The organism is Ruegeria sp. CDSA033 (assembly GCF_059612305.1).
The window spans coordinates 44,352-56,470 of the sequence record NZ_JBXWQI010000015.1; the positions used below are offsets into that span (position 1 = coordinate 44,352).

The following is a 12,119-nucleotide window of genomic DNA, read 5'->3' on the forward strand; positions in this document are numbered from 1 at the left end:
CGGGTCCAGGTCCCTACAGCCTCAGATTACACACCAGATTATTGCAAGATAACTAGCTTGGGTTTCGTTCTTTACGATGAAACGGCCGCAGATCAATGAGGAAATGGCAGGGGCAGCAGGGTTCGAACCCGCGACCTACGGTTTTGGAGACCGTCGCTCTACCAACTGAGCTATACCCCTAAGGTGCGCATCAAATATGCCAGCCGCGCAGCGGACTCAAGAGGCTTTTTCAAATTCCGCGCGACTAATGCACCTGACAAACAAGTTGCGTGCAGCGTTTAGTTCTATAAGACACGTTTTGGTCAGTACGAGGGGCGCAATCCGTGAGTATCCGCAAAAGTATCGCCAACAGCGAAGCCGTTCTAAACTGGGCCGCGCGCCGCATCGCGAGTTACATCCGGTTAGTCAATCGCAACACCAAGTGGCAGCGCATCGGATACGAAGAACTGGACCAACTGGCCGAACAAGGTGAGCCAGTAATCGTGGTGCTGTGGCATCAGCGGCTGGCGCAGTCCCCGTATTTCTTCCCTCTGGACAAAGGGCGCATCTGCTCGATCACGTCGTCTGCACGAGCAGGCAGCATGGTAGGTCGGGTGCAGAAACTATTCGGCATGGACACCATCGCCATGGCCAGCAAACACAAGAGCAACGTTGCCGTTTCGCGAGAGGTGATCGGCAAGATTAAGAAAGGGATTTCCATCGGCATCGCCGCCGACGGACCACGCGGCCCCGAGCGTGTGCTGTCCACGGTGCCACTGGTCTGGGCGCGCACCTCGGGCAAACGGATCTTCGGGATCACCTATTCCGCACAATATGGCAGCGAAGCGGGTACATGGGATCGCCTGTTGATGCCCCGCCCCTGGCGTAATAGGGGAGTTTTTCTGTGCCGCGAGTGGACTGAAACCGTGCCACGCAAAGCATCAGAAGAGCAAATCGAAGAGCTGCGGCAAAGCCTTGAACAGCACATGAACGACATCACCGCCGAGGCCGACCGTATGGTCGGACGTGAACCGTGGTCTCCAGAGGCTTAACCGCCCCGCAAACGTTGCATCAGGTAAATCTCGCTGCCCTCAGGGATCGGCTCGGTTAATCCGCTGGCGATGACGCGCCCATTAATGGCGATTGATACGCCGGCATCAATCGGAGCCTGAAGTTGCGGGTGTAGCTTCACCAGTTCCCGCAATAGATCGCCGGTGGTTTTGGCCTCAACCTCGACCACCTGCTGGCCCCCGGTCAAAGACCGGAGGCCGGACCAGAGGTGGACCTCAACCATTGTCCTTCAGCGCGGCCAGAATACGCGGCGGTGACATTGGCAGTTGCCGCATACGTACGCCAGCCGCGTGCGACACGGCGTTGGCAATGGCAGCCAAGGGCGGCACGATGCCGGTCTCGCCGACGCCACGCACACCGAATGGGTGGCCGGGGTTTGGCACTTCGACGATCACCGTGTCGATCATCGGCAGGTCGCTGGCGACGGGAATACGGTAATCAAGGAAGATCGAGTTCTGCAGGCGGCCATCCTCGCCATAGATGTATTCCTCGTTCAGCGCCCAGCCGATGCCTTGCGCCGCGCCGCCCTGATACTGGCCTTCCACATAGGTCGGATGGATGGCCTTACCGGCATCCTGAATAACCGTGTAGCGGGTGATCGCGGTCTTCCCGGTTTCCGGATCGACCTCGGCATCGACGATATGGGTACCAAAGGACACGCCCGCGCCTTCCGGGGTCGCCTCAAAGTGGCCCGAGATCGGACCGCCGGTCGAACCCATATGGGCCGTGATATCGGCCAGCGGGCGCGGATCGAAGTCACCGGCATTGGGGCCAGAGGGCACCGCACAGCCGTTTTCCCATTTCACCGCGTCGGTCGGAATTCCCCAGCTGGCCGCGGCGCGTTCGCACAGTTTTTCGACCGCGTGATTGGCTGCTTTGATGGTGGCCAGACCGGAGGCGTAGGTCACGCGAGAGCCGTGGCTGACGTCGTTGTACCCAAGCGTCGCTGTGTCGGCGATGGTGACACGGATATTCTCGTACGGAATGCCCAGAACCTCAGCCGCCATCAGCGCCATAGACGCCCGCGAACCGCCGATATCGGGCGTACCGACCATCAACTGGACCGAGCCATCTTCGGATAGGGACAGAGACACCGAAGTCTCTCCACCGTGGTTGAACCAGAACCCACAGGAAATCCCGCGTCCCTGCCCCGGTTTCAGCGGCGCTGAATAGTGCGGATGCGCCTTGGCGGCTTCCAGCGTCTCCACCAGACCGATGCGTTCATACCGGGGACCATAGCTGGCCGTGGTGCCCTCATGCGCCGCATTTTTCAGGCGTACATCGACTGGATCGAGGTCCAGCTTTTTGCACAGTTCATCAATCACCGACTCGACGGCGAATGCCCCCATTGGGGCCCCTGGCGCGCGATAGGCAGCCTGTTTTGGACGGTTGGCCATAACGTCATAGCCGACCTGTTTGACGTTGGTCAGACTGTAAGGCGCAAAGGCACACATGGCGGTCATATCGCCCGGCGCACCCGGAAACGCGCCGCCCTGCAGGCGGAACACGCCCTGCGCGGCCGAGATGGTACCGTCCTTCTTCATGCCGATCTTGATGTCCATCGACGCCGACGAAGTGGGGCCGGTTGCCCGGAACACCTCGGACCGGGTCATCACGAGTTTGACCGGGCGGTTGGCCTTGCGGCTCAGCGCCAGCGCAACGGGTTCGATAAAGACGGTCGTCTTGCCGCCAAAGCCGCCGCCAATTTCGGATGCTGTTACGCGCAGCTGTGCGGTCTCAATCCCCAACAGCGCCGCACAGGTTTTCTGCGCGATCCAGTGACCCTGGGTCGTGCACCACAGCTCACCCTTGCCATCGTTGCCCAACATACCCAAACAAGCGTGCGGCTCGATGTAACCCTGATGGGTCGCCTCGGTGACAAAGCTGTCTTCGATGATCAGATCAGCTTCGGCAAAGCCGGCCTCGACATCGCCATGACCGCTTTCGTGGTACCGCACGACATTGGGGTGCATGCCCTCGGGAACCGAATAGTCCGCGGCACCTTCGCGAATGACCGGAGCATCCGAGGCCATCGCCTTGTCCACATCGGTGACGTGGGGCAACACCTCGTATTCGACCTCGATCAGCTTGAGCGCATCGCGCGCTGCCAGCGCCGAAGTGGCCGCAATGGCCGCTACGGCGTGGCCGTCATACAGTGCCTTTTCGCCTGCCATGACGTTTTCTAGAACATTCCAGAATTCGCCCTCCAGTCCCGGTTTGAACGGGACGTCAGCAAAGTCCGCACGAGTCACGACGGCTTTGACGTCCTTATGCGCCTCGGCCTTCGAAGCGTCGATTTTCACGATCCGCGCATGGGCATGGGGTGAGCGCAGGATCGCACCATGCAGCATGCCCGGTGCCGAAATATCCGCCCCGAATTTCGCCCGGCCCGTGACTTTGTCCAAACCGTCGGGACGGTTCGGGCGCGTGCCAACAAATGTGAATTCCGATTTGCGATCGTCGAGTGCCATTACGAAGCCTCCCGCAGTTCTTCTGCCGTTTCCATGACGGCACGAATGATCTTGTCATAACCGGTGCAGCGGCACAGGTTACCTGCCAGCCAATACCGGGCTTCCTCTTCGGTCGGGTTAGGGTTCTTTTCCAGCAGCGACTTGGCCGCGACCAGAATACCCGGTGTGCAGATGCCGCACTGAAGCGCGGCGTGTTCGATGAACTTCTGCTGCAGCGGGTGCAGAGCATCGCCATCTGCGATGCCCTCAACCGTTTCGATCTGCTTACCATCCGCTTCAACCCCCAGCATCAGGCATGAGCAGACCAACCGGCCATCAACTGAAACCGAGCAAGCACCGCAGTCACCGGTCCCGCAGCCCTCTTTCGCGCCGGTCAGGTTCAGTTTGTCGCGCAAACAGTCCAGCAGGGTCTCCCGCGGATCGCACAGGTATTCGACAGCGTCGCCATTTACGGTGGTAGATACGTGGAACTTGCTCATGCTTGTTCTCCCTTCGCACGGGCATAGGCGATTTTCGCGGCGCGCTTGGCCAGAACGCCAGCGACCTCGGTACGGAACGCGATGGTGCCGCGCTTGTCGTCAATCGGGTTGCACGCAGCAGATGCGGCGGCAGCCAGAGCATCAAGCGCGACCTCGTCCAGTGTGCTGCCGACGATGGCCTTGGCACAGTCTTCGACCAGCAGAACGGTCGGGGCGACAGCACCCAGCGACACGCGGGCTTCGGTGACAGTGTCGCCGTCCAAACGAAGGTTTACACCCACGCCAACGACGGCAATGTCCATTTCGGTCCGCGGTATGAACCGCAGATAGGCGTCGCCACCGTTGTCACCTCGCGCAGGGATATTCACTGCCGAGACCAGCTCACCCTTGGCCAACGACGTTTTGCCGGGGCCGGTCGGAATTTCTTCGACAGCAACGTCGCGATCACCCTCGGGTCCTGTGACAGTAACGGTCACTCCGGCGGCGACCATAGCAGGCACAGAATCCGCCGCAGGAGAGCCATTGCACAGGTTCCCGGTCAGCGTTGCGCGACCCTGCACTTGGGTCGAACCGATCAAGTCCATCGCCTCGACCACGCCGGGCCAATCGCCGCCCAATTCGGAATGTTCGCTCATCTCGGCACCGGTGGCGGCGACGCCAATCGTCCAGCTGCCGTTGGCATTTTTGGTGATGTCGCTGACGCCCTCAATCTTTTTGATGTCGATCAGCGTATCGGGTGTCACCAACTCTGACCGCAGTTGCACCAGAACATCGGTGCCTCCTGCCAGAAACCGGGTAATGCCCGTCGCATTCGCGGCCAGAGCCGACGCCTCGGCAAAGTTGGCGGGGCTGTGATAATCCATGAAAATACCTCGCACCTGTTGATCAGGATTCACTGGGGTTCGCGGGGGACGTTAGTGCAGCAGCCCCACGGCGTCCATGGCTGGAACGACCAATTTTTGTGTTTATCGAAGTCGTTTTCAGACCTCCGATCAGAGGTCGAGTTCAATCACACCGTCAGGTTCAGCCGCGCGGCTTTGACACAAAATAATCGCACCCTCGCGCTGTTTGTTGGACAGAACGAAATCACGGTGCTCGATATCGCCGGAAACCACACCACATTTGCAGACGCCACATATACCGTCGGCGCATTTCACATCCACATGAATACCCGCCTCGTTCAATACCTGAGCGGCATCTTTGTCTTCGGGGACGGTCAGTTCCCTACCCGACTTCGCCAGCTTCAATGTGAAGGAGTGATTTTCATATTCCGGCTGTTCGGGGACTGAGAAATACTCCAGGTGCCGCGCCTCTTCGGGAAATCCCTGCCGGTCGGCCGCTTGTATGACACCGTCCATGTAGCGATCCGGTCCGCAGGTATAGACGTGCCACCCTTCCTGATACCCCGACAGGACTGCATCCAGATCGGCGCGCGTTCCTTCATCCGAGAAATGAAAATGCACGTGGTCGGCCCAGGGCATCGCCGCCAGATCGTCCAAGTACCCGGCCCCAGCGCGGGTGCTGGCGGAATAGTGCAGCGCGAACGGCTTGCCGAGCGCATGCAACCGATGAGCAAATGCAATCATCGGGGTGATGCCGATCCCACCACCCATCAGGAAGGTCTTTGTTGCGGTTTCATCCAGTTCGAAATGGTTGATCGGTTTAGAGATGAAGACCTTGCGCCCCTCGCTGAAGATTCGATGCAACAGGGCCGAACCGCCGCGTCCTTCATCCTCGCGCAGAACGCCGATCTGATAGACTGACCCGTCCGATGGGTCCCCCGACATAGAATACTGACGCAGAAACTCAGGAGCGACCAGCACATCCAGATGCGCCCCGGCGGTCCAATCCGGTAAAGGCGCACCATTCAGGGCCGAGAATTCATACTTGGTCACATCCGCCGTCATCTTGTCGACTTTGGTCAACGCAACCCGCATCACCGGCGCATCGCCCGCGATCGAGTAACGATGCACGATCGACGTATCCCCTGCTGCCTTGCGATTTTTGTATTCTTCGGCTGACACCATCGCCTGATAGGCTGCAATCCCGGCCTCGCGGTCCATCGCAAAGGGATATGGCCACGGATGGGGGGCCAGATAGGCAGGATAGACGGCTAAGGTCTGATCTTCGAACTGCAGGTCCAGATCCGTTTGAAGGTCACGCCGGTTCAGCGGATGTTTCGTCGGGCGGTAAGCTCCATCCGCCTGCAATTCGATATCCCACCACCATTTCTTGGTGTCGTTCAAACCTCCATTACCCACGGCATCGTCCAGTTTCGCCAATGCCGGCGCGGCTTTCGGGATGTTCATCGCGGCCCAACGGAATGGGCGGTCCTTGAAGATACCCTCAAGGTTCCACGGGCAAGTCTTCATGCAACGCCCACACATCGCACCGCCGGGTGTGGTCACACGATAGGTCGCGCATTTCTGGCTGTCGGATTTCCAGATCTCATAACCGTTGAACATGAGTTTCGGCCCCGCGGTGATTGCCCCCGAAGGGCATTCGCGCGCGCATTTGTTGCAGCTTTCGCAGAAAGTCTGCAGGCCAAAATCAATCGGTTTGTCGTGCTCCATCGGCATATCGGTTGTCACCGCGCCGGACTTGAGCCTTGGACCAAGGTAGGGGTTCAGGATGACCTCGCCAATCCGGCTGACCTCGCCCAATCCGGACAGCAGCAAAAGCGGCGGCTGAAGCACCTCGCCATCCATGACCGTATGCGCCTTGGCTTTGTAACCGAGGTTGCGGATCTGCTGCGCGATTACACCGCCCAGTAGCGAAAACCGCAGATAAGCGCGCATCGACTGGGCAACTGCGATCCAGTCATCGCCGCTGGACCCCTCCATCGTTTCATAGCCCTGGTCGATGATCATGCTGATGGCCTGATCGTGGGTCGGGTTGATCTCTTCTCCGGTCGCATCGTGAGAGTACCACGCCCATTCCGGACAACGGCTGAGGCCCACGGCATCGCCCCCAATGAAATAGGTCGCGGCCTTGATATTCGCGGCATTTCGGGCGGCATCGGTCGGGCGCAAGCCATCTGCGCTGTCGCCATCCTGCAATAGCACAAATGCGCCCAGTGAACGGCGTTGCGCGAAACTGGGGGCGGCCTTGCGCACATAGTGCCCCCCCCTGGCTGCATCTTGCAGCGGTTTGCCCATATCCCCGAATTGTGCGCGGGCAAACATGTCGGCGCGTTTGGGAACGCGGGCCACGTTTTCTTCGTCGATGTAGGTCGTCGGGTCCTCGACGCGCTTTAGCTTCTCGAACGGATGCGCCCCGTCCACGTAGCGTCGTTTGGCGTAAGCATCCCGGTTCAGCGCGTTCTTGGCGAACCCCGTTCCCAGCCACCACGCCGGACCCTGAGTGCGAAACCACGGTTGCTGCGCCATGGATCCCAGGGGTCGATCATGCGCAATCTCCATCTCGGTTGTAACAGCTGCCAGACCAAACCGTTTGCCTAGCCACGGCACAACGACATCGCCACCCTCGACCGAGGCCAAACCAGCCGCCACCGCCAGCTTGCCCAGATCAACCTCAGAGGACATCGCGGTATGCGCCCGCGCATCGAACCCCAACAACCGGATATAATTGGCAATCACCACCGCGTTTTCGGTCGCCAGCAAACAAGAACGGTGATCCTGCGCGTCCATAATCCAATCAGAGCCGGGCTCATCCGGGTTCGGATCACGGTTGTGTTCATAGACAAAGACGATGGCGTGGCGGTGGGTGTCCATCGGCTTGGGCGCGGCCTCCATGCTTTCTTTCAGGTCAGCCATGATGACATCAATACCCGACGCCAGCGTCTTGGTCTGCCGGGTCTTCAGCGCATGGGCCAGACGATCTATGTCGGGGTTATGACGCGGCTGGGGCAGCATCGCCTCGGCAGGCAAAGGCCCACACCCCATCATCGACGCGTCATTGAAATAGCCAAAGGCCTTTAGGTGATGCGTACGCGCGCTCGGATCAGCCGGGATTTCAGAGGGCACTGCATTCACGAATCCATCACGAATAGCGTCCATCATCGCCTGAAACTCACCCATGGCGTTGACGATGCTTTCAGGCTGATCCGGCCGGTGAAAACTGAGCACGGGCATCGGCTGCGCGGCAGACAGGTCCGGTACAACGCTCTGACGTGCCAACCGCTCTAACGGATAAGGCCCCATGTGGACCGGCCGGTTCTTGTCCGAGAAAAAGCGGATCCCCATCGTGCGCCTCCTGATTTCTAAGTCTCACCTAATGTGGCGTGGACAGTAAATCCATTCATGAATAATCATAAGCGGTATGAGCAAAATTGATTTCATGGATCTGGACGGCAAAGTCCTGAGGGTCTTTCTGACCATTCTCGAAGAAAATTCAGTGTCCAAGGCCGCAGATCGGCTTGGCGTGACACAATCGGCCATCAGCCACACCCTGTCCAAACTTCGGTTGGTTCTGGGCGATCCGTTATTCATCAGATCAGGGCAGGGTCTGACCCCTACTGAGCGCGCCTTGTCCCTGAAAGACCCTGTGCAGCAAGTTCTGGACAATATGCACGCGCTGACCGAGGACCGCCCATTCGACCCCCAATCCGAAGAGATGATCTTTCACATCGCCACAAATGACATGCCGAGGGAGTTGATTTTCCCGCAATTGCTGCAAAAGGTTCGGGTCGAAGGCGTGCGGCTGGGGTTGGGGTTTATCCCCTCAGGTGTTCCAGTCCCCGAGCTGCTGCGCAGCGATCGGTGTCAATTGATGCTGACGCCTTTGCCGCCGGATGGACCGGACATCTTTCAAAAGCGCATCCTCAGCAGCCCGTTGATGATCTACTATGATGGCACGCGACGATCTCCTCCGGACAGTTGGGAAACCTATTGTGAAACCGAACATGTCGAAGTGCGCTTTGCGGATGGCCGCAGCTCGCGTGCTGTTATGCGGGGTGTCGATCAAAACCAGATCAGGCCACCTACGGTTACCCTGCCGCATTTCAATGCCATTACCTCATTTGTGAAAGGCGGCGACCTGATTTCCACCGATACCGCGTTGATGAAACACGGGCCACTACATGCGTTGGATTGTGCGCCTCTGCCCTTCGCGTGCGACCCTGTCTCGATCTACATGGTCTGGCACCAAAGATCTTCCAACGACCCGGCACATCGCTGGTTGCGAGATAGGATCGAAGCCATCGCAGCGACGCTTCAGGATTGAGACAGCAACCAGTCTTTCATCACTGCGACCAGCGCGGGTTGACGTGGCTGTTTGGGTGTCACGATGTAAAAGCCCAAGTCCTCGACCAGCTCGTCCGGGATCGGGCGCACCAACTGACCGGCGGCCAACTGGGCAGAAACAAGCGGTTCGTTAGCGAGCGCAACACCCTGCCCCGACACGGCTGCGTCGATGGCAAGGCTGGTCTGGCTGAAACTCATCATCTTCGGCTTGCCGGTGATCCCTGCCCGCTGCAGAAACAAAGGCCACAGCCCATGGGTGTCATTTAACAGAGTGTGCTTTGTCAGGTCAGCAGGATGCGCAATCCTGGCCGCCATCTCAGGACCGCAAACCGGAACGAATGTTGTAGAAAACAGAGGCACTGCGACCACCCCCGGCCCAAAAGGCGCGCGCCCTTGCCGAACAGCAATGTCGACACCGTCCCCCTGGAAATCCGCCAGCCGTTCCCGCGCGTCGACCTGCACGGCAATATCAGGGTGGTGCCGCGTAAAGTCCTGAAGACGGGGAACCAGCCATTTCGAGGCAAAGCTGGGCGTGACTGAGATAGTAATTTGTCTGTCCCCAGAAAGATCCTCGACGGCCTCTTCGATCAGTCGGAAGGCCCGGCGCAAGGGCGCATGGAACCTGCGCCCGGCCTCGGTCAGCGCAAGGCCACGTGGCAAGCGGTCAAAGAGCGTCACAGCCAATCGTGCCTCAAGCCCGCGCACCTGTTGCGCGACAGCACCTTGGGTGACGCCCAGGTCCTCGGCAGCCAAGCGAAAGTTCAGATGCCGCGCCGAAGCTTCGAAGGCCCGCAAAGCGTTCAGAGGGGGAAGAGCCGCCATCGTAGCATCCTGTAGTTTTTCTACACCATAAGGCCAGCAGAACTGATTGGTCAATCAGATCGCCAAAGCGCATCTTCATGCCATCAATGAATGGAGAAATCACATGACCAAAGTGGCGCTGATAACAGCAGGCGGCAGCGGAATGGGTGCGGATTCAGCCCGACGTCTGGCCGCAGATGGATTTAAGGTCGGCATCCTGTCGTCTTCTGGCAAGGGTGAGGCACTGGCGCACGAACTGGGTGGCGTTGGTGTGACCGGGTCAAACCAGTCGACGGATGATCTGCAAAAACTGGTCGATACCGCGATGACTCATTGGGGGCGCATCGACGTGCTGGTCAACTCGGCCGGTCACGGACCGCGCGCGCCAGTGCTGGAGCTGACGGACGAGGATTGGCACACCGGAATGGACGTCTATTTCCTGAACGCCGTCAGACCGACCCGGCTGGTGACACCAATTATGCAGAAGCAAGGTGGTGGATCGATCATAAACATTTCAACCTTCGCCGCATTCGAGCCCGACCCTGTCTTCCCAACCTCGGGCGTGTTCCGCGCAGGTTTGGCCGCTTTCACCAAGCTGTTCTCGGATCATTACGCGGCTGACAACATCCGGATGAACAACGTCTTGCCAGGGTTCATCGACAGCCTGCCAGAGAAAGAGGAATTCCGCGCGCGCATCCCGATGGGCCGCTATGGACGCAGCTATGACGAGATCGCCTCGGTCGTGGCGATGCTTGCATCAGAGGGCGGCGGCTATATCACCGGTCAAAACATCCGGGTTGATGGCGGCATCACCCGCGCGGTCTGAGGTCAGAACCGCGCTTTGACAAAATGGGTCAGCGCCGCGCCGGTTTCAAAATAGGCGCGGCGTAGCCCTATCCACTTTTCCTGATACTCTGGGACCGCGGGCACCGGCAAAAGGCTTGGGTCGTCCTGCAACAGACTTTGGGCAACAAGGCGGCCAAAGACGGTGCCTGGCCCGATTCCACGCCCCGAAAATCCATGAACGGACAGAGCGTTGGGACCGATCTGCGTAATCTTCGGGATGTGGTCCGACGTCATGGCGATGCGGCCATTCCACCCTTCGACCAACGGCTGATCAGTCAGTTGCGGATATAGCTGAGCCAGTTTGCGCTTGATCCAGCTCTTGTGAATCCCACCGGCTGCCTGATCCAAGTCACCCATGGCACCGATGATAAACCGCCCCTCTTGATCCATTCGGAACGAGGTCATGATCAGGTCTGTGTCCCAGCACCCCTCGCCCCCCGGCAAAACACTGGCGCGCAGATTGTCGGACAATGGGGCCGTGGCATATTGGAAATAATAGACTGGTACATAAGCGGGGGCCGATGCGGTCAGATCACGGTGATAGGCATTGGTCGCCTGAATGACCCATTTGGCGCGCACTGTGCGCCGAGCAGTCTTCATCACCCAGATTCCATCCATCTGCTGCATGGACTGAACCGGATCTTGCGTGGAAACCGACACGCCAGCCTCGAACCCGGCACGGGCCAATCCACGGACATATGCCAATGGCTGGATGGTTCCGGCGCGCGGATCGAATAGGGCGCCACCAAAGGCCGCACTGCCGGTGCGTTGGGCTGTCAGTTTCGCAGAAAGCAACTCAACCGGTGCGCCATCAGCGCTGAGTTGCGCATGGCGGACCTGCAGATCCCGAAGACCCGCAGCCGAATGCGCACAGTGCAAAGTTCCGTTGCGCACAGGTTCGCAGTCTATCCCATGCTGGTCGATCAGGCTGAACACCTCTGACGGGGCAGCAGCCAGGAGGTCAATCAGCCGATCACCGACCATGTCACCCAGATGCGCGCGAATCTCATCGGGCGGCAACCACAGCCCCGCATTCGCCAGCCCTACATTGCGGCCCGAGCCACCGTGACCGATGTCATGCGCCTCAAGCAGACAGACCGAAGCACCAGCCTTGGCCGCAGTCAGGGCCGCAGAACAGCCGGTATACCCACCACCGATCACCGCCAGATCAACAGTGATATCGCCCGTCGAACCACTGGGTTCGACATGTTCACGGCATGTGTTCAGCCAAAGGGACTTGTTATGGTCGCTCACGTCGCGCTCCTTGA

General features: G+C 59.3%; 10 protein-coding genes and 1 tRNA gene. 3 read left to right on the forward strand and 8 right to left on the reverse strand.

The genetic code is table 11. From position 1 onward, the window contains the following. Nucleotides 1-104: 104 nt before the first annotated feature. Nucleotides 105-180: transfer RNA gene (locus AC2FLA_RS17320), tRNA-Trp, on the reverse strand. A gap of 143 nt (nt 181-323) precedes the next feature. On the opposite strand from AC2FLA_RS17320, the gene AC2FLA_RS17325 reads away from it, so the two are divergent. Next, nucleotides 324-1,031 carry a lysophospholipid acyltransferase family protein gene (locus tag AC2FLA_RS17325; protein WP_496723866.1) on the forward strand — a complete coding sequence of 236 codons (708 nt, stop codon included), beginning with the start codon at nt 324-326 and terminating at the stop codon, nt 1,029-1,031. On the opposite strand, the gene AC2FLA_RS17330 is transcribed toward AC2FLA_RS17325, so the two are convergent. The 5 genes from AC2FLA_RS17330 to AC2FLA_RS17350 form a co-directional block, all read right to left on the reverse strand. After that, complete coding sequence (locus AC2FLA_RS17330) at nt 1,028-1,273, reverse strand: MoaD/ThiS family protein (RefSeq protein WP_496723868.1); 246 nt, start codon at nt 1,271-1,273, stop codon at nt 1,028-1,030. The genes AC2FLA_RS17325 and AC2FLA_RS17330 overlap by 4 nt on opposite strands. Continuing rightward, nucleotides 1,266-3,521, reverse strand: a complete 2,256-nt coding sequence (locus AC2FLA_RS17335; protein ID WP_496723870.1) for a xanthine dehydrogenase family protein molybdopterin-binding subunit — start codon at nt 3,519-3,521, stop codon at nt 1,266-1,268. The genes AC2FLA_RS17330 and AC2FLA_RS17335 overlap by 8 nt, the downstream gene beginning before the upstream one ends. Then, nucleotides 3,521-4,000, reverse strand: a complete 480-nt coding sequence (locus AC2FLA_RS17340) for a (2Fe-2S)-binding protein (protein WP_496723872.1) — start codon at nt 3,998-4,000, stop codon at nt 3,521-3,523. The genes AC2FLA_RS17335 and AC2FLA_RS17340 overlap by 1 nt, the downstream gene beginning before the upstream one ends. Beyond that, nucleotides 3,997-4,863 (reverse strand): FAD binding domain-containing protein, encoded by an 867-nt coding sequence (locus AC2FLA_RS17345; protein ID WP_496723874.1) that lies wholly within the window; start codon nt 4,861-4,863, stop codon nt 3,997-3,999. Before AC2FLA_RS17345 ends, AC2FLA_RS17340 begins: the two co-directional genes overlap by 4 nt. Nucleotides 4,864-4,992: 129 nt before the next feature. After that, the gene (locus tag AC2FLA_RS17350; protein ID WP_496723876.1) at nt 4,993-8,205 is read right to left on the reverse strand and encodes a reductive dehalogenase; all 3,213 of its coding nucleotides are present in this window, start codon (nt 8,203-8,205) and stop codon (nt 4,993-4,995) included. A 76-nt stretch (nt 8,206-8,281) separates the two neighbouring features. Between AC2FLA_RS17350 and AC2FLA_RS17355 the strand changes: the two genes are divergently transcribed. After that, nucleotides 8,282-9,184, forward strand: a complete 903-nt coding sequence (locus AC2FLA_RS17355; protein ID WP_496723878.1) for a LysR family transcriptional regulator — start codon at nt 8,282-8,284, stop codon at nt 9,182-9,184. Here AC2FLA_RS17355 and AC2FLA_RS17360 read toward each other — a convergent pair. Next, complete coding sequence (locus AC2FLA_RS17360) at nt 9,175-10,026, reverse strand: LysR substrate-binding domain-containing protein (RefSeq protein ID WP_496723880.1); 852 nt, start codon at nt 10,024-10,026, stop codon at nt 9,175-9,177. The genes AC2FLA_RS17355 and AC2FLA_RS17360 overlap by 10 nt on opposite strands. Nucleotides 10,027-10,129: 103 nt before the next feature. Here AC2FLA_RS17360 and AC2FLA_RS17365 point away from each other — a divergent pair, with 103 nt between their 5' ends. Beyond that, nucleotides 10,130-10,831 carry an SDR family oxidoreductase gene (locus tag AC2FLA_RS17365; RefSeq protein WP_496723882.1) on the forward strand — a complete coding sequence of 234 codons (702 nt, stop codon included), beginning with the start codon at nt 10,130-10,132 and terminating at the stop codon, nt 10,829-10,831. Nucleotides 10,832-10,833: 2 nt separating this feature from the next. On the opposite strand, the gene AC2FLA_RS17370 is transcribed toward AC2FLA_RS17365, so the two are convergent. Continuing rightward, nucleotides 10,834-12,105, reverse strand: a complete 1,272-nt coding sequence (locus AC2FLA_RS17370) for an NAD(P)/FAD-dependent oxidoreductase (RefSeq protein WP_496723884.1) — start codon at nt 12,103-12,105, stop codon at nt 10,834-10,836. Nucleotides 12,106-12,119 lie beyond the last annotated feature (14 nt).

Coding starts and splice junctions, on each gene's coding strand:
- AC2FLA_RS17330 (WP_496723868.1), bottom strand. CDS start 1,273: ATGGTTGAGGTCCACCTCTGGTCCGGCCTCCGGTCTTTGACCGGGGGC.
- AC2FLA_RS17335 (WP_496723870.1), bottom strand. CDS start 3,521: ATGGCACTCGACGATCGCAAATCGGAATTCACATTTGTTGGCACGCGC.
- AC2FLA_RS17340 (WP_496723872.1), bottom strand. CDS start 4,000: ATGAGCAAGTTCCACGTATCTACCACCGTAAATGGCGACGCTGTCGAA.
- AC2FLA_RS17345 (WP_496723874.1), bottom strand. CDS start 4,863: ATGGATTATCACAGCCCCGCCAACTTTGCCGAGGCGTCGGCTCTGGCC.
- AC2FLA_RS17350 (WP_496723876.1), bottom strand. CDS start 8,205: ATGGGGATCCGCTTTTTCTCGGACAAGAACCGGCCGGTCCACATGGGG.
- AC2FLA_RS17355 (WP_496723878.1), top strand. CDS start 8,282: ATGAGCAAAATTGATTTCATGGATCTGGACGGCAAAGTCCTGAGGGTC.
- AC2FLA_RS17360 (WP_496723880.1), bottom strand. CDS start 10,026: ATGGCGGCTCTTCCCCCTCTGAACGCTTTGCGGGCCTTCGAAGCTTCG.
- AC2FLA_RS17365 (WP_496723882.1), top strand. CDS start 10,130: ATGACCAAAGTGGCGCTGATAACAGCAGGCGGCAGCGGAATGGGTGCG.